This is a genomic window from Pseudomonas corrugata, assembly GCF_050920615.1.
Taxonomy (GTDB): Bacteria; Pseudomonadota; Gammaproteobacteria; order Pseudomonadales; family Pseudomonadaceae; genus Aquipseudomonas; species Aquipseudomonas corrugata.
Map to the genome: position 1 here is coordinate 4947755 of NZ_CP130434.1, position 17815 is coordinate 4965569.

Below are 17815 nucleotides of genomic sequence, written 5' to 3' on the forward strand. Positions count from 1 at the left end.
CGCACCAAGAAGGGAGGAAAGGAATACATGAGGGCGAGCGGCGAGCAATACAACCACAACGCATGGAGGCCATGGTGCTTGGCGCCGCTGCACAAGTACAGTCACGCGTGTCGATAGTAAGTATTAAGTCAACGCGGTCATGACGGCCTTGCGGTAAGCCGGGCGCTGTTGCAACCGCCGGTACCAGGCTTCGAGATGAGGCTGCGCCGCCCGCTCGATGGGCATTTCGAACCAGGCATAAATGAAACTGCCCAGGGGAATGTCGCCCATGCCGATGTTCTCACCCGAGAGATAGGGTTGTTCGCTCAAGGCCTCGTCTGCCATTGCCAGCAAGCCCTCACACTCCTTGATCGCTGCCTGGATGGCGGGCCAGTCCTGCTGCTCTGCTGGCGTGCGAACGATCCCCCAGAACACGGTGCGAAACGGCCCGGCAAAGGACGATGTGGTCCAGTCCATCCATTTGTCAGCCGTGGCTCGCGCCTGGAGATCGCTCGGATACCAGGCTGAACCGGGCGCATGGCGAGCCAGCAGATAACGTACGATGGTGTTGGACTCCCACAGCACGAAACCGTCGTCTTCGATCATTGGAACGCGACCGTTGGGGTTCTTCGCCCGGTACTCCGGGGTGTCCACTACCCCGAATGCACCCCCCGCATCGATGGCCTCGAAGGCCAACCCCAGCTCTTCGGCGCACCACAGTGCCTTGCGGACATTCGATGAATTCTTCCGGCCCCAGATCTTCAGCATCACGGTTTCCCTCAGTGGATAAGTGCCGCAGCAGCATACGCCGGATCAGTCGCGGCTCAAATCGTCACATGCCCGGAACCGAACTGATCCCCTCACCACAGGTTCTGGGTTCGCTTTTATGATTTAGCGTCCGGGCTCGATCCACAGCTAATGTCATTTCAGCCAAATCATGGCGTTTTCTCACTTTTCCAACGAACCATTTCCCACGATTGTTGCCAACCAGACTGGTGCAATGCATCCGGGGTTTCCCACGAAATCAATCACATTGCGCTGACCGCCGCTTTTACAGATGCCGTCTAAGCTCTGTGGGTCGGTTTTGCCCTGGTTCACGGAGGACTTCCTATGCTGTTGTTGTGGATACTGGTTCTGGTCGTCGGGATAGCCTGGCTGGCCCATCGGCGCACCGCCCCGCTGCCCGTACTGGGTATCGTCGCGGTCTACCTGCTGGCGATGGGCATATTCAGCCATGCCCCAGGCGCGCTGATGCTGGTCCTCTGGATCGTGCTCGGCGCTATCGCGGCACCTTTGTTGCTGCCGGACCTGCGTCGCAGGTATTTCAGCGCGCCGATGTTCGACTGGTTTCAGAAGACCCTGCCGCCCATGTCGGAAACCGAGCGCGATGCCATCGACGCCGGCACGGTGTGGTGGGATGGCGAGCTGTTCAGCGGCCGTCCGGATTGGGACCGGTTGCTGGCCTATCCCAAGGTGCAACTGACCGAAGAGGAACAGGCGTTTCTCGACGGTCCCACCGAAGCACTCTGCGCCATGGTCAGCGACTGGCAGATCGGCCAGGCCATGGACCTGCCGCCCGAAGCCTGGGCGCACATCAAGGAACATGGATTCTTCGCACTGATCATTCCGAAGGAATATGGGGGCAAGGGCTTCTCCGCCTATGCCCACTCCCAGGTGGCGATGAAGCTGGCCACCCGCAGCGGCGACCTGGCCTCCACGGTGATGGTCCCAAACTCCCTTGGCCCGGCGGAGTTGCTGCTGCACTACGGTACAGAGGAACAACGTGACCATTACCTGCCGCGACTGGCCCGTGGCGACGATATTCCATGCTTCGCCCTGACCGGGCCCCTCGCCGGTTCCGACGCCGGTGCGATGCCCGACACCGGCATCATCTGCAAAGGTGACTGGCAAGGCCAGGAAACCCTGGGCCTGCGTCTGAACTGGGAAAAGCGCTACATCACCCTGGGCCCCGTGGCCACCCTCCTCGGCCTGGCTTTCAAGGCCTATGATCCCGACCACCTGCTGGGGGACGAGGAAGACCTGGGCATCAGCCTTGCCCTGATTCCCACCGACACTCCCGGCGTCCATATAGGCCGGCGCCACCTGCCCTTGGGTGCAGCGTTCATGAACGGGCCGAACTGGGGCAAGGACGTGTTTATTCCACTGGACTTCCTCATCGGCGGCCAACCCATGCTCGGCAAGGGCTGGATGATGCTGATGAACTGCCTGTCGGTCGGCCGTTCGATTTCCCTGCCAGCCGTGGGCACCGGAGCAGCGAAGTTCACCAGCCTGGTGACCGGCCAGTACGCCCAGGTACGCGAACAGTTCAACGTGCCGTTGTCAGCCTTCGAAGGCATCCAGGAAGCCATGGCACGTATCGGTGGCAACGCCTGGATGATGGATGCCGCCCGCATGCTGACCGCCAACGCGGTGGACCTGGGGGAAAAGCCCTCGGTGCTGTCGGCGATCCTCAAGTACCACCTGACCGAACGCGGCCGCGAGTGCATCGGCCACGCCATGGATGTGCATGGTGGCAAAGGCATCATCATGGGCCCGAACAACTACCTGGGGCGCAACTGGCAAGGCGCGCCGATCTTCATCACCGTGGAAGGCGCGAACATCCTCTCGCGCAACCTGATGATCTTCGGCCAGGGGGCGATCCGCTGCCATCCGTTCGTGCTCAAGGAAATGGCCTTGGCGACACGCGAAGACAAGGACCAGGCGCTGGTCGAGTTCGACGGCTTGTTGCTCAAGCACATCGGCTTCGCCATCAGCAACGCGGCCAGCACCCTGGTGCTGAACCTGGGACTGGGGCATTTCGACCGGGCTCCCGGCAACACCCTGAGCCAGGGGTATTTCCGCGCGCTGAATCGACAGGCAGCGGCCTTTGCTCTGCTGGCGGACCTGAGCATGATGCTGCTGGGCGGTGAACTCAAACGTCGCGAACGCCTGTCGGCGCGCCTGGGCGATGTACTGAGCAACCTCTACCTGGCCTCGGCGGCCCTCAAGCGTTATCACGACCTGGATTCGCCGGACCACATGACGCCGCTGTTCACCTGGGCCCTGGAGGAGAGTCTCGGCCAGTCGGAGCGTGCGCTGGACGAACTGTTGGCCAACTTCCCGAACCGGCTGCTGGGCGGCCTGTTGCGCTGCGTGGTGTTCCCCTTCGGTCGGCGCCACAAGGGGCCAAGCGACCGGCTGGATGCAGAAGTGGCCGCAGTGATCGGGCGGGCCAAGGGCGACCCGACGCTCGAAGAATTGCTGCAAGGCTGCTATCGCCCGAACTCGGTCGATGATCCGGTCGGCGCCCTGCAACACGCCGCCGACCTGCTGATGGCGGCCCAGCCGTTGCAGAAAAAATTGCATGCGGCGCTCAAGCACGGTCAGCTCAATCCGGCTCCCGGCGAGCACCCTATCGATGCGGCCCTCGAAGCCGGTGTGCTACAGGCTGGCGAAGCCCAGACCCTGCTCGCGGCCGAAACGGCGCGGCGCAAGGTGATCGACGTGGACGATTTCGACAAGAAGGCCCTCACGCTTGCCGAGGACAAGGTTCGTTGATTTTGGACTGGCCCCATGCTGACCCACGGCCATGTAAAAACCGGCGCAGGCGCTTTATACTCCCGCGCCCGTTTTGCTCTTGAGGACTTATCTCGTGTCCAATGTCGTTGCCGATCACCTTGTCTTGCTTGACCACTTGCGCAGCATCCTGGTCGCCGTAGGTGAGGCCGAACAGGTTCCCGAAGAAAGCCATGCGCTGTTCCTGGAGCGCTTCGATGAATTGCGCGCGCAATTGCCCGTCGATCCGATCGAAAGCCAGTACCTGGGCCAGGACCTCCTCTGCCAGGTGATCGTCCGTTATCCACAAATCGCCCACCTGGTGCCGCGTGACCTGCTGTGGTACTTCGGCGGTGACTGCCTGCACTACATGCCCGACGAGGAAATCGACCTGTACCAGGCCCTCGAGGAACGTCGTTTCGAAGCCGAACAGAATGACGAACCTTTCGACTGGAACCAGGAGAAGCAATTGCTGGCGATGTCGGACCAGGACAGCAAGCACTGATTGCGATCAGTCATGCAAAAGCCCGCACGGTTAACCCTGCGGGCTTTTTTGTGCCCCTGCCAAAGGATGTTGTCCATGGAGGCGCCAAAAAAATCCGAAAAGACGTTTTATTGACGCACCCATCATCACTTTTTTCAACCCCGCCACTTTTCAGACGTTTTTTTCAATTTCGGCGTGGCGCTTTGCCATGGGTGAACTACCGTCAATCAGAAGCGAGCAAGGTGACCGGCAAATCGCCTCAGGCGAACTGTTTGCGCCAGTCACCGCTCGACAGCCTGGGTCTATTTCCGGGTGGTGAGATAGGGGGGCAGCCCGGACCCCATAAATGATCCGTGGCAACTGGTTAAGTCTAGGGACGGCCTGTCTGTCGAGGAGCATTCTATGAGCTATCGTACCGCGCCCGCGTTGAAACACTTTATCCATGGCCTGTTCCTGATGGGCCTTGGCCTGGATGCGGCACAAGCCGCAGCCAGCAATTGTTCGCAACTGGACAGTTTGCCGGCGACCTTCGAGGTCGGCCAGGGACTCCAGAGCGAGTTGCGCATCCTGGCCCCCGTGACCAAACTCGCGGTGGGCGACCCGAAAATCGCCGACGTGCAGCCCAGTGGCAGCGACGCGTTCATTCTCACGGGCGTAGCGCCGGGCGCTACCAGCCTGATGGTCTGGACAGCGTGTTCGAAGATGCCCCGCCAGAGCATGATCTTCGTCAAAGGCAGGGCCACTGAAGCACTGACCACGGCAGCGAGCGTGCCTTCCGAAGATCCGATGCTGCTCGCCCAGGTGCAGACCGACATCCGCTTCGTCGAGGTCAGCCGGACCAAACTCAAGGAAGCCTCGACCTCGATCTTCGGCAGCCGCGGCAACTTCCAGTTCGGAGCACCGAGGACCCTGCCCACCATCGGCGGTGTGGTCCGGCCTTCACTGCCGGTCAATAACGACATGTTCAACCTGTCCTTCGCCACCGGACAAACCTTGCTGATGATCAACGCGCTGGAGGGCAGCGGCTTTGCCTATACCCTGGCGCGTCCGAGCCTGGTGGCCCTCAGTGGGCAGAGCGCAAGCTTCCTGGCCGGCGGCGAGGTGCCGATTCCAGTGCCCAGTGCCGGCAGCGACAACGTGTCTATCGAGTACAAGGAGTTCGGTATCCGCCTGACCCTGACGCCGACGGTCATCGGTAAAAGCCGCATTGCATTGAAGGTCGCCCCGGAAGTCAGCGAGCTGGACTTCACCAATGCCGTGAACATCGCCGGCACGCTGGTTCCGGCGCTCACCGTTCGCCGCACCGATACCAGCATTGCCTTGGCCGACGGCGAAAGCTTCGTCATCAGCGGCCTGATCAGCACACGCAACGCCTCCCAGGTGAACAAGTTTCCCGGTCTGGGCGATATTCCGATTCTCGGCGCCTTCTTCCGTAACCACTCCATCGATCGTGAGGAACGGGAACTGCTGATGATCGTCACGCCGCACCTGGTCCAACCGTTGGCCGCCGACGCACAACTGCCGACCTTGCCGGGCGAACAATTGCGCAACTATGACCCGAACTTCTACCGCATGTATTTCCTCGAACACGGCGAGTTCGACAACCGTAGCGGGCTTTCCCAATGAGCCGGCGCCTGATGTGCAGGGAAGCGGGGGGGCAGCCTGATGCCGGAGGGCATTCCATGAAAGCAGTGATTGCGATAACGGCGACCTTGATACTCGCCGGTTGTGCCAGTAACGGCGTAGTAGCCTCCCGTCCCTCCAGTTGCGCCAGGCCCGGTTCCGATCAGGAACTGGCGCTGAACCTGGCGGATGACATGGCCAATGATGGGCGTTTGTACGCCAGCCTGGCGAACCTCGAAGGCTTACCCGAAGACCTCGTCCAGGTCCGTCTGCGCAAGGCCCGGGTGCTACGCCTGATGGGACGCAACGAGGCAGAGCCGTTGTACAAGAGCCTGCTCGGGACCTGCCTGGCTGCCGATGGAGAACATGGCCTGGGCCAATTGGCCGCCGCCAAGAATGACAACGCCAGCGCGACCGAGCACCTTGAACGCGCGGCGAAAATGGCCCCGACCGAAGGAAAAATCCGCAACGACCTGGGTGTCGTCTACCTCAATCAACACCGGATCCCTGAAGCGCGTTTCGAGTTCATGACCGCCATGGAACTCAGGCAGGCGGATTCCCTGGCCGCCCTGAACATGGTGACGCTGCTGATCTACCAGGACAACTGGAAGCAAGCCGCCGAACTCGCGAGCATGGCCAAGTTGACCCCCGCACAAGTGGCGGATGCCCAGGCCCGCGCGGAGAGAATCAGGGGCTCGGCCACCAAGACGGGAACGACACAGGCAGACCGGTCCAATGAGGTAGTCGATGCCTCATCCGGCGCGGTCAAGTAGAGTGTTACGAGGAGTCCAAGAGATGAAAACGAAACAGCTGTTGATCATCTGCACCGCATGCCTGTCCACCTCCGCCTGGGCAATCGAGCCGGGGCCCTCTTCGGCCGCGCAACAAGGCACGGAAAGCTGGATGCAGTTGCAGATTCGCGGTGTGGTCGCGTCCACCAACCTGCAGACCGCCTCCGCCGCCGAGCGTGAAATGGCCATGCAGCGCTGGCTCAATAGTTTCAACTATCCGATTCCGGAGTTCTTTGAACAGAAGTCGGGTGGAGAAATCACCAGCAGCAAATGAGTCGTGCTGGAAACCAAAAAGATCGTCCGAAGGCTTTGCGGCTTTCGGACGATTTTTTTACGCCACCACGCCTATGGGAGCGAGCTTGCTCGCGATGGCGTCGGCCCATAACCCTTGCGTGACAGACGCTCCGCTATCGCGAGCAGGCTCGCTCCCACAATGGGATTGGGGTTCGACCGGAGAGGTAGGTCGGCTGTACGGCCGCCTTCGCGGGCGAGCCCGCTCCCACACTGGACTCGGGGTGTACGCAGCCTTTGCATCCACCACCAACCTCTGTCTGCGAGCCTGCTCGCGATGGCGTCGGCCCATTCAACACTTGCGTGACAGACGCTCCGCTATCGCGAGCAGGCTCGCTCCCACAATTGGATTGGGGTATGGCCGGGGAGATAGGTCGGCTGTCAGGTCGCCTTCGCGGGCAAGCCCGCCCCCACAGGGGGGTTGACGGTCATACGCAGAAAGTGGGTTCAGCCGGGAACAATGTGGGAGCGAGCCTGCTCGCGATGGCGGTCTGTCAGTCGGCATTGGTGGCGACTGATCGGACGCCTTCGCGAGCAGGCTCGCTCCCAGAGTTGGATTGGAGTGCACCCGAAGGAACCAGGTCGGCTGCAAGGCCGCCTCGTCACACAGCTACATATTCCCAAACGCCCTGAACACCCCAATCATGGCCGGCCCAATCGCAACCAGAAAGAAACTCGGCCACAAACAGAAGATCAGCGGAAAGATCAGCTTGGTGCCAATCTTCGCGCCCATTTCCTCGGCAGCCTGGGTACGCCGGTCGCGGAACTCATCAGCGTAGATACGCAGGGTATCGGCCACACTGGTGCCGAAGCGGATGCTCTGCGCCAACAGGCTGACCAGCCCCTGGATGTCCTCCAGGCCGGTGCGCATTGCCAGTTGCCGGAGCGCCTCGGTGCTGGTGATGCCTGCGCGGATCTGCGCATTGACCAGGGCCAGCTCTTCGGCCAGTTCAACCTGGCTGACCGCCATTTCCTCGGCCACCCGCTCGATGGTCGTGGGCAGGGCCAGGCCCGACTCGACGCACACCACCATCAGGTCCAGCGCATCCGGGAATGCGGCGCGCAACCGCGCCTGGCGCGCCTGCTTGCGCTTACCGACGTAGAGCGCCGGCAGCAGCCAGCCGATGCCCACCATCATGATCACCCCCAACAGCCCGATGATCATCGGCACCTTGACCAGCGGCAGCAACAAGAGCGCCAGGCCCAGCAGCAACAGCGGCAGCATCAAGCGCACGGCCCAGTACATCTGCACCGCCGACGCGGAGCGGAAACCGGCGTGCGTCAGCAGGATCTGGGTGGCGGAAGTCTGGGTCGGATCGGCCGAGGCAAAGCGCTGGCCGATCCGTTCGAGCAGCAGCTGAAGGTTCCCGGGCGCCTCATGCCCCGCCGCACCGCCCGAATAGCCGCGCTTGATCAGCGCCAGGCGCCGCTGGACCGGGTCCTGCAACCCCAGCATCAGCAATAGCAAGGCCACCACGGTCAACACCGTACTGAGACCAACCGCAGTGATGAATAGCAGGCGAGCCAGCTCTTCGTTCCCGGTAAACCGACTGAATAACCCGAGCAAAAAATCCATGACTGATACCCCGCGGCAAAACAGCGTTCAAACCTGGATCCGGATGATCTTCCGTATCCAGAAAATCCCGATCAACATGGCGCAGAACGCACCGATGATCAGCTTGTGGCCTATGGGATCGTTGATCAGCACAGGCATGTAGCTGGGGCTCGTGAGCACGATGGCAATCGCCAGCACGAAAGGAATCGCCACCAGCACCCAGGCCGACATGCGCCCTTCCGCCGACAGGGTCCTGATCTTGCGCTGGAAGCGGAAGCGCCCGCGGATCAACCGGCTCAGGCGCTCCAGCACCTCGGTCAGGTTGCCACCGGTTTCGCGGTGGATGAGGATCGAGGTCACGAGCATCATCACCGTCATGCTGGGCATGCGCTCCAACAGGCCGAGCATGGCCCGGCGCACATCGTTGCCATAGTTGATGTCGGCGAAAGTCATGCCGAACTCCTGGGCCACCGGCCCCTTATGCTCATCGGCCACCAACCGCAGGGTTTCGTTGAACGGGTGACCGGCACGCAGGGCCCGGCACATGGCGTCCAACGCATCCGGCAAACCCTCCTCGAACGCAGCAAAACGCTTGCTGCGGTCACGCATGATTTTCAGCACCGGCAGCCAGAACAGCACGAAGGCCACCAGCAGTGCCATCCACCAGAACGGCGAAACCATCATTACCAGGGCTCCGGCCGTCACGCCGAGGACCAGACCGAGCAGCATCACCCGATAGGCGCGGTACTCATGGCCGGCCTGTTCGATCAGTTGCGTCAGGTTGGCCATGAAGGGCAGCTGCTCGAGCCGGGCCTCCAGGGGAGACAGGCGCGTCAGGTATTTCTGCCGCAATACGGTTTGCATATTGGGCAGATGATTGGCCTTTTCCAGTACATGCAGGCGCCCGCGAATGCGCTTGCGCATCTTGCCGGCCTCACCGAACACCGGCACCACCACGCCCTGGGACAAGAGGAAAACGGCGATGAAGACCATGCCCAGGAAAATCAGAATAAATTCGGTAGGGATATTGTTCATGACGTCCGGGCCTCCATCCACTCAGGGCGGAACAGGGTCAGCGGCAACTCGATGCCGCGCTTGGCCAACACATCGCGAAAGGCCGGGATCATGCCGCTGGGCCGATACTCGCCGAGCACCCCTCCCTGCTCGCCGATACCCTGGCGTGCAAAGCAGAAGATTTCGGTCATGGTGATGACTTCCCCTTCCATGCCGTTGATCTCTTGGATACTCACCACGCGTCGTTTGCCATCTTCTTGACGCTCCAGTTGGATCACCACATCGATGGCTGAGGCAATTTGTTGACGCATGGCCTTGATCGGAAAAGTTGCGCCGGTCATCGACACCATGTTCTCGACGCGCCCCAGTGCATCCCTTGCAGTGTTGGCGTGGATCGTGGTCAAGGAACCGTCGTGACCGGTGTTCATGGCCGTGAGCATGTCCAGCGCCTCGGCACCGCGCACCTCGCCAATGACAATTCGGTCCGGACGCATCCGCAGGCTGTTACGCACCAGTTCCCGCTGGCTCACCTCGCCCCGGCCCTCGATGTTCGAAGGCCGGGTTTCCAGGCGCACCACGTGGGGTTGCTGCAGTTGCAGCTCGGCCGAGTCCTCGATGGTGACGATGCGCTCGTTGTGGGGAATGAAACTGGACAGCACATTGAGCATGGTGGTCTTGCCGCTGCCGGTCCCGCCGGAAATCAGCACGTTAAGGCGCCCACGCACGATGGCCTTGAGCAACAGGGCGATGGCCGGGGTCATGGTGCCCACCTGGATCAGGCTGTCGGTGTTGAGCAGGTCCACTGCGAAACGCCGGATCGACATGCTCGGACCGTCGATGGCCAGCGGCGGGATGATCGCGTTGACCCGCGAGCCATCCTTGAGCCGGGCGTCTACCAGCGGCGAGGACTCGTCGATGCGCCGCCCCAGGCTGGAGACGATGCGGTCGATGATGTTCAGCAAGTGCTGGTCGTCTCGAAAGCGCACGTCGGTCCGTTGCAGCTTGCCGAAGCGCTCGACATAGACCGAGGCAAACCCATTGACCAGGATGTCGGAAACGCTGTGGTCGGCCAGCAATGGCTCCAGCGGACCGAGACCCAGCACCTCGTCGGTGATCTGCTTGATGATCAATTGACGACTGGCAGTGCTCACCGGTGCCGAGTGTTCATCGAGCAGGCGCTGGCAGATATCGCGAATCTGCCGCGAGGCCTCGGCCTGCTCAAGGGCATCGAGCAAGGAAAGGTCCATGACCTTGAGCAACTGCTGGTAGATCTTTTCCCGCCACTCGGCTTCCACCGGCGTGACCTGGCTGCGGGTTTCGTAGAGCACATCCGGGACGGCCTGTTCCCAGGCCATCAGGTCCTCAGTCGAATCCGGCAAGCCATCGCCCTGCTGGGAGGCCACTGAAGCGCCGGGTTTACCTGACTGTTTACGCAAGCGGTTGCGGAAATCGCTGATCATGGGTCATCCCCCGAAGAAACGGTTGAAGGCGCGTTTGAACAGGCCTTTGTCTGGGCTCATCTGGTGACCGACCAGGTCTTCGGTCAAATCGCGCAGGGCGACGGTGATGGCCGCCCTCGGCGCATGTAGCCCCAACGGCACACCAGTGTTCTGACTCTGGCTGACCAGGTTGAAGTCATTGGGTAATTTGGACAGGTTCACGCAGCGCAGGGCCTCGCCGATGTCCTTGAGGCTGATCGCGGCGGCCTTGTCGTAGCGGTTGACCACAATCTGCAACTGGTCCCCGCGCAGACCCAGGTCTTCACGCAGGATCCGCACCAGGGCGCTGGCATCGCGCAGGTGGCTGACGCTTTGTTGCACCACCACGTACACCCGGTCCACCTGCTCCAATACGGAGCCGGTGAGTTGGTCGATCTGCCTCGGCAGGTCCACCACCACCCAGTCGTAGCTGGCGCGAGCCAGCTGCAGCAGGGTGTCGAGCTGTTCCGGTTGGGCGTCCTGGGGCAGGCACAATTCGCCGGCTCTCCCGCCCAGCACGTGCAGCGTCGGGCTGAAGTGGCTGCAGAAACCGCGCAACGCGATGCTGTCCAGATCGTCGATCTGCTGCAGCACTTCCAGGTGGCTGTGGGACTGCGCCACGTCGAGGTAATGGGTCACACTGCCGAACTGCAGATCCATATCCAGCAACAGCGTATTACCCGCACGGGCACTCAATTGCTGGGCCAGGTTGCAGGCCACCAGGGTCCCGCCCGAGCCGCCCTTGGCGCCGATCACGGCGACCAGCTTGCCCTCGGCGCCGTTGCCCAGGCGAACCTCCGCCACCAGGCGATTCAGCGCAGCGACCAATTCATTTTCGGCGATGGGCTCAGGCAGCACGTCGCGAGCACCAGCCTGCATGGCCAGGCGCATGGCCTCCTGGTCGCCCAGCAAACCACACACCAGCATCGGTGGACGCTCATGGGCCGGACGTTGCAGCAACGCCGCCAGCTCCTCGCGCCACAGATGGCTGACCCGCAACAGCAGCAAGTCAGGCATGCGCTCCAGGCCGTAAAGGGGATCGACATGCCCATTGCTCACCAGCCGGGTACTGACTTCCAGGCAGGGCATGCGCTGGCAGACACATTGCAGGTCGCGCAGAGCTGCGGCGTCGCGGCTGCTGATCAGCAGTCGCAGCCCGGCTTTACCGGTGGCGGTCGGAACGGGCGTTTCTCTGGTATTCAGCATGGTGTGATCTCCCCGGAATCGGAATGACGCCCAAGGCTTTCGCGTGGCAAGGTTGCCCTGAAGGCGGGCAAGGTAATGGACACGCCCAAGCCGGGAATGAACAGGTTGAACACGTAGTTCTGCACACTCAGCCGGACATAGCGGATGGCCCGGAAGCCGGTGGCACTGACCGTGTCGGCGGGGTTCGCCACCACGGCGCCATTGACGTCCAGATAAGTCAGCGCCAGATTCGTGGTGGCCAGGCTGCTGATCAGTTGGCTGGTGCCTGCGTCGGTCGCGGCATTGAAGATGGCCCGGCGCAACACCACCGGATCGCTGATGTTGCACACCGCCGCCAGGCGCGCACCGCGCCGCGCGGCTTCATCCAGGGCGTTGGCGGTAAAGTACAACCGGCCCATCTCCAACACGCCGAACAACAGGACGAACACCAGCAGGCCGACGAAGGAAAACTCGACGATGTAGGTACCGCGCATGCATTTATGGTTCATCGGCTTCATCACAGCACCCTCATCACAGTGGTTGCGACCAGCGGAATGCCCAGCGGCATGGCGGCGCCGAAAAAACCCGGCAGCGACCCGGTGCAATTGCCCGCGCCAATCACCGGGCAGAACGTGTACGTGACGGTGACGCGTACATGGTTGGTACCTACCGCAGCGACCGTCACGTTAGTCGCGGTCAAACCGGACACAACCGGGTTGCCGACCTGGGCGGGCACGCCGTATACCGCAACGTTTTTTGTCTGGGTCAACAACGTGTTGCTCAGGGCGATGCCGCCCAACGTGGAGTTCCAGGCCTGGCCGGCGACAAAACGACCGGCATCACGGCTGGCCTGCAACAACACGTTGTACTGGTAGAGCATGCGGCCGAACTCGCCGAAGGCCAGCAACAGCACCAGCACCAGGGGCAGCACCAGGGTAAACTCCACCAGCGCCAAGCCTTGCTGAGCCTGCGGGGATTTGAATTGAGTAAGTCCCATGACGCCTCCTACGAGTCAGTGCTCGGATTGCCACTGCCGTTGAGGTAGGTTTTGTAGAGCTGGATAATCTGCGGGCCGGCATCACTGGAGGGTGTGGGGCCTGGCACGCCATCGCCTTCACATTCCTGGACGAACTGGCCGAAGACCAGGGAGTCCGAACCACCGCCATCCACCGGTTGCACCACGAAATAGCAGCCGAACCCCAGCACCGGAATCGAGCTTGAGCCACCCTGCTTGCCGGTGCAGTTGCCGATCACGATCTTGAGCATCCGCCGTTCGAACACCCCATTGCTTTCACAACCGCTGCCGCTTCCGCCGACACAGGCGGCGACCTGGGTGCGCCAGTCGTTGTAGTCCTTGATCGCCTCACCGCCCGCCGAGAGATCGCCGTTGCTCGAAGTGACCGTCTTACCCTTGTACTTCACCTGGTCAAGCGCACTGTCGTAGGTCATCGCCGGCGTGCTCGACGAGGTCACCAGGTCCGGCGGGTAATCGGAGGAACTGACCGGCCCCTTGTAAATGCCGAAGCGGGTGTTCAAGCCCTGGGAGGTCGGACCGGCCTTGTTGCCGGGTGCGGTCTGAACGTTATCGCCGACACTGCGACAGACCGAACCGCCGCCCGCCAGATCCTCCCTGACCGTACTGCCGCCAGAGCCAAAATCGAGTAACTGAAAGTTGCCCGGCCCGATAGGCGAAGAATTACCCGCCGCCGTCTTCAAGACCTCAAGGTCACCAAAGTGGTAGCCCCAGAAGTTGCCGGCCGCCGGGTTGTACTGGCCGGGGTCGCCACAGACCATCAAGGGCGCCAGGTCGCAAGGCGAAGTCGGGCTGGGACCGGCAGTGGCAATCGCCGCCACTCGCTTGTTACCCAGACCGGCGCTGCCCATGGTCTGGACGAAACTCCAGAAAAAACCGTTCAGTTGATAACTCGACACCGACACCCGCACGTACTTGGCATCCGCTGGCCCGGGGTAAGAGAACGGACCGTAGACACTGCTGGCCAGCTCTACCACGGCAAACGCCCCCGGATTGCCGGCGACGGCGGTGGCCAGTTCAGTGTTGCCCAAGGCCTGGGCGTTCTTGTTCAGCGTGTCCAGGGCCGCCGCACGCGTCGTGCTGGCCATGTTGAGGCCGCCGGTGACCTGGCTCAGGGTCTTGGCCCCGCTCAAGGCCGCGGCATCCACTGCGTTCTGCAAACGCGTCTTGTTGAGCAACATGTGGCCACCGTCCAGGGCCAACGCTGCCATCATGGAGATCGCCACCAAGGCGAACACCATCAATACACTCACTGCCCCTCCCTGGCGCCTCCGGATATCGGAATTCATCATCACGCCCTCGTTGACTGCATTGAGGATCGCCATCGCCTGGAAACCAGGTGTTTTTCACGCCATTCAGCGAAGGTTGATCACCTTGCTTTCAATGCCACGGATCACCGTCACCGCCCCGCCGTCCTGCGCCTTGACGATGCGTTGCACCACGGGCCTAGGCACCGCGGCGGCCGCTACCGCCATGACCGGTGGCGCTGGCGGCGCGACAGCCACGGCTTTTTTCTCCAGGTTCAACGGATTGCGCAGGGCCAGTTGCAGCTTGCCTTCGGTTTGCGCGGTGACCAGCGCTTCCGCTTCGGTCGCCGTCATCTCCAGCGTGACGGCGCGCACCACAACCGGTTGGGTCTTGTCGGTACCCGCTGTCTGATCCACCGCCAATACCCGCAGGTTTTCCAGGATGGTCCGGGATGTGGCGCTGTTGCTGCCGGCGTTGGTGGTCTTGGTCGCCAGCACGTCGACCCGGTTGCCCGGCAGCAGGAACCCGCCGACGCCCACGACATCGTCCACCCGGACCGAGATGGCACGCTTGTCGGGCGCGATCAGCGAGGCCAGGGTGCTGCCACCCAGGTGCTCACTCAGACGCGCACCGCGCACGATGTCGCCGCGCAAGATGTCAAACGTGGCGATCTTGCCCACGGCCTTTTCACTGGCGTCGAAGGCATCGTCCGGGATCGTATCCATCGGCATGCGCACGGTGGTGACCTGCTGGGCCTCGACCATTTGCCCGAAAGGGATTTCCACTGTGGCGACCACCACGCTTCGCAGATGGTCATCGGGGGTCGCATTGAGTCGCGCACTCAACCAGGAGTCGGCCATCCATGCAGCGCCAAGGCCCATTACCAGGGAAACGCCAATCAGCGGAAGCGTACGAGAGCTCATGTCAGTATCTCCGAATCAAAGAAAGTCGAGCTGAACGAAGTAGTTGTGCCAGGCCCATTCCAACTCTTGTGGCATCAGGGGTCCGGAACCGCCCAGGTAGCGTTGGCGGTCGAGCGCCATGTTCAAAAGGTCACGGGGATGGCAAGGCACCAGGGGCATGCCTTCGCCGGCATACAGCCGCTGCAGCACATAACGCACCAGCAGCGGATCGTAAGGGACACCCAGGCGCTCGCATTCCTGGCGCCAGATGCGTTCGTATTCGTCGGGCTTGAGGTAACCGAACTGAACCTTGTAGCCAATGCGTCGCAGGAACGCCTCGTCGGCCAGTTCCAACGGATTGAGGTTGGTGGAAAACACCAGAACAAGGTCGAACGGCAGCTCGCAGTGCCGCCCGCCGCCCAGGTTGATGAAGTCACGCTTCTCTTCCATGGGCACGATCCAGCGATTGAGCAACTCGGCCGGGGCCATGCGCTGGCGCCCCATATCGTCGATGATGAACAGGCCGTTGCTGGCCTTGAGCTGCAAGGCGGCCTGGTACTGACGGGTGAACGGATCGTAGCGCACATCCAGCTGCTCCATGCTCAACTCGCCACCGGTGATGACGATGGGGCGTTTGCAGCACAGCAGCCGGCGGTCGATGCCTTCGTTGAGCATCAGATTGTTCGGTTGGCTGTTGTCATCCAGGCGCTGATGCACCTGCGGGTCGTAGATCTCGATCACCGACTCGTTGATGACAATGGCATGGGGCACCCAGATGGCTTCGGCAAACAGGCGGATCAACCGGCTGCTGACGTAGGTCTTGCCGGTACCGGCCGGGCCATAAATCATGATCGCCCGCCCGGAGTTCAAGGCCACGCCCAACTGGTCGAGCATGCCCTGGCTCAGCACCATGCCGGACAGGGCCCGCTGCATGTCGCTGGCGGTGATACGACCGTGGTGTATGGTCTGGATCTTGATCAGCGAGCGATAGGTGCTCACAGGGAACGGCGCCGCACCGATATAACCGCTACGGGCCAGGGCGTCCCGGGCAGAGCTGCGACCACGTTCGGTCAGGCCATAACGCAACGCCTGCACGCTGGCCTGGCCAATCTGGCCGAGCACCTCGACACGGCCATCCTTGCGCAAAAACGCCAGGACTTCTTCCAGCACAGCACCGGTCAGCGCCAGGCGCTCGACCAACCGCGGCATGTCCAGCACACCGGCGTCGTGCAGATGCTTGCACACCAGTTCGCCCAGAAAACTGTCGGTCAAGCCGGTGTCGCGAATCGTACAAGGCTGGGGTGCCAAGCGTTGTACCGCCTCCCGTTCGCTGGGGTAGGCATCACTATCGTTGATGACGTGCATGACTAGACTCCCCAGCCGCCGGCAACCAACTGCCAGTAGACGCTGTTCAAGGTGCCGATCAGGATCGCAATCGAATAAGGAAAGGGTTTACCGGCCACTTCATCCGAGGTGGGTGCCAGATAGGACTGGGCGCGGACGATCAGCCAGTAACGTCCAAGGGTTTGCAGCAGTTGGCCACGAGCCAGGACAATCAGGAATCCACACACGCCGCCGGCGATCAGGCTGAACAGCGCGGCCCACAATGCGTAGTGGAATGGCAGGAAGCTGCCGACCATGGTCATCAACTTGACGTCACCGGCCGCCATGCCTCCCACCGCGTACATCGGCAGGAATAGCGCGAAGCAGATCAGCATGCCCAGCAGGCTGTCGCCCAAGCCGCTGATTCCGCCCGTGTAAACCTGACTGGCCAGCCCCAGGACGAGCCCCAGAAGGACCAGTGAGTTGGGGATGCGGTGGCGGAGCAGATCGCTCACCACCGCCACGCCCAGCAGTCCCAGCAGTATTGATGTCGACACCAGCAATTCCATGGACATGGCGCGTCTCCCGGTTGCGTAATCGTTAGCAGGCAACGTTGCCGTTGACGGCCTGGCACAGCGCACGGATCTGGGTATCCACGGCCCCTCCCAACAGCACGAATGCCGCCGCCACCGCCACCGTGATCAAGCCTCCCGCCACCGCATACTCGACAATGGTCAGGCCCTCTTCATCTTTTACGAACTTGCTGATCGAAGTTCTGATTGTGTGCAGAGTCATTTTATTTACCTCACGCGCAGAAGTAATACGGCAATGAACTTAGAAGTTGGGGACAGCGCCAAGTCCATTTGAGGTATTCGTTGTACTCACTGCAAAAGAGTCGCAAGCGTGATTCCGTAAAAGTTGCCGTGTCCCCCTATCGCAAAGCGTTGTGATCAGCAGGCAACGTTGCCGTTGACGGCCTGGCACAGAGCACGGATCTGGGTATCCACGGCACCACCCAGAAGAACGAAGGCGGCCGCCACCGCCACCGTGATCAACCCACCGGCCACGGCATATTCCACAATGGTCAGGCCGTCTTCATCTTTGGCGAACTTCAGTACCGAAGCCTTGATAGTTTGAAGAGTCATTTCGCACACCTCATCGGGGTTGTTTTTCAGGAGGCAGTACATCGCGAACTGCCTGATGCAACCCTAGTCAGGAGGCCGACATAGTCGTTAGGAGGATTTTGCACATCGCTAGGATTATTTTGCGCGAGGTCATCTACGGCTGCCGTGCATTCGCTGCACCGGGATAGAGATAAGAACCTGGTTTTTTATAAGAATTTATTCGGCGAAAT

The 17815-nt window shown here is 61.6% G+C and carries 18 protein-coding genes; 5 read left to right on the plus strand and 13 right to left on the minus strand.

The window, feature by feature from the left end:
• Nucleotides 1-123 precede the first annotated feature (123 nt).
• Nucleotides 124-747 (minus strand): glutathione S-transferase, encoded by a 624-nt coding sequence (locus QZH45_RS21975; RefSeq protein ID WP_055136176.1) that lies wholly within the window; start codon nt 745-747, stop codon nt 124-126.
• A gap of 342 nt (nt 748-1089) precedes the next feature.
• Between QZH45_RS21975 and QZH45_RS21980 the strand changes: the two genes are divergently transcribed.
• The 5 genes from QZH45_RS21980 (at nt 1090) to QZH45_RS22000 (ending at nt 6706) form a co-directional block, all read left to right on the plus strand.
• Complete coding sequence (locus QZH45_RS21980) at nt 1090-3537, plus strand: acyl-CoA dehydrogenase (protein ID WP_069018300.1); 2448 nt, start codon at nt 1090-1092, stop codon at nt 3535-3537.
• Nucleotides 3538-3631: 94 nt separating this feature from the next.
• Complete coding sequence (locus QZH45_RS21985; protein ID WP_024776930.1) at nt 3632-4039, plus strand: PA2817 family protein; 408 nt, start codon at nt 3632-3634, stop codon at nt 4037-4039.
• 381 nt (nt 4040-4420) lie between these two features.
• Entirely contained in the window at nt 4421-5644 is a 1224-nt protein-coding gene (locus QZH45_RS21990) for a type II and III secretion system protein family protein (protein ID WP_024776931.1), read from the plus strand.
• Nucleotides 5645-5700: 56 nt separating this feature from the next.
• Nucleotides 5701-6414 (plus strand): tetratricopeptide repeat protein, encoded by a 714-nt coding sequence (locus QZH45_RS21995; RefSeq protein ID WP_053190728.1) that lies wholly within the window; start codon nt 5701-5703, stop codon nt 6412-6414.
• 22 nt (nt 6415-6436) lie between these two features.
• Nucleotides 6437-6706, plus strand: a complete 270-nt coding sequence (locus QZH45_RS22000; RefSeq protein WP_024776933.1) for a DUF3613 domain-containing protein — start codon at nt 6437-6439, stop codon at nt 6704-6706.
• Between the two features lie 627 nt (nt 6707-7333).
• Here QZH45_RS22000 and QZH45_RS22005 read toward each other — a convergent pair.
• The 12 genes from QZH45_RS22005 to QZH45_RS22060 form a co-directional block, all read right to left on the minus strand.
• Entirely contained in the window at nt 7334-8299 is a 966-nt protein-coding gene (locus tag QZH45_RS22005; RefSeq protein ID WP_053190724.1) for a type II secretion system F family protein, read from the minus strand.
• 27 nt (nt 8300-8326) lie between these two features.
• Nucleotides 8327-9313 (minus strand): type II secretion system F family protein, encoded by a 987-nt coding sequence (locus QZH45_RS22010; RefSeq protein ID WP_053190722.1) that lies wholly within the window; start codon nt 9311-9313, stop codon nt 8327-8329.
• Nucleotides 9310-10752, minus strand: a complete 1443-nt coding sequence (locus QZH45_RS22015) for a CpaF family protein (protein ID WP_053190720.1) — start codon at nt 10750-10752, stop codon at nt 9310-9312. The genes QZH45_RS22010 and QZH45_RS22015 overlap by 4 nt, the downstream gene beginning before the upstream one ends.
• Nucleotides 10753-10755: 3 nt before the next feature.
• The gene (locus QZH45_RS22020; protein WP_055135197.1) at nt 10756-11976 is read right to left on the minus strand and encodes an AAA family ATPase; all 1221 of its coding nucleotides are present in this window, start codon (nt 11974-11976) and stop codon (nt 10756-10758) included.
• Entirely contained in the window at nt 11970-12464 is a 495-nt protein-coding gene (locus QZH45_RS22025; protein ID WP_024776938.1) for a TadE family protein, read from the minus strand. The genes QZH45_RS22020 and QZH45_RS22025 overlap by 7 nt, the downstream gene beginning before the upstream one ends.
• An 8-nt stretch (nt 12465-12472) precedes the next feature.
• On the minus strand, nt 12473-12952 hold the full coding sequence (locus QZH45_RS22030; protein ID WP_055135196.1) for a TadE/TadG family type IV pilus assembly protein: 480 nt from the start codon (nt 12950-12952) through the stop codon (nt 12473-12475).
• Nucleotides 12953-12960: 8 nt separating this feature from the next.
• A complete protein-coding gene (locus QZH45_RS22035) occupies nt 12961-14280 on the minus strand; it encodes a TadE/TadG family type IV pilus assembly protein (RefSeq protein WP_053191290.1) in 1320 nt (439 codons plus the stop codon).
• Between the two features lie 63 nt (nt 14281-14343).
• On the minus strand, nt 14344-15159 hold the full coding sequence (cpaB, locus tag QZH45_RS22040) for a Flp pilus assembly protein CpaB (RefSeq protein WP_024776941.1): 816 nt from the start codon (nt 15157-15159) through the stop codon (nt 14344-14346).
• A gap of 15 nt (nt 15160-15174) precedes the next feature.
• A complete protein-coding gene (locus QZH45_RS22045; protein WP_055135195.1) occupies nt 15175-16503 on the minus strand; it encodes a hypothetical protein in 1329 nt (442 codons plus the stop codon).
• Between the two features lie 2 nt (nt 16504-16505).
• Nucleotides 16506-17036, minus strand: a complete 531-nt coding sequence (locus QZH45_RS22050; RefSeq protein ID WP_055137561.1) for an A24 family peptidase — start codon at nt 17034-17036, stop codon at nt 16506-16508.
• Nucleotides 17037-17061: 25 nt separating this feature from the next.
• Nucleotides 17062-17256, minus strand: coding sequence for a Flp family type IVb pilin (locus QZH45_RS22055; RefSeq protein WP_024776944.1), 195 nt, complete (start codon nt 17254-17256; stop codon nt 17062-17064).
• A gap of 155 nt (nt 17257-17411) precedes the next feature.
• Nucleotides 17412-17606 carry a Flp family type IVb pilin gene (locus tag QZH45_RS22060; protein WP_024776945.1) on the minus strand — a complete coding sequence of 65 codons (195 nt, stop codon included), beginning with the start codon at nt 17604-17606 and terminating at the stop codon, nt 17412-17414.
• Nucleotides 17607-17815: the final 209 nt, after the last annotated feature.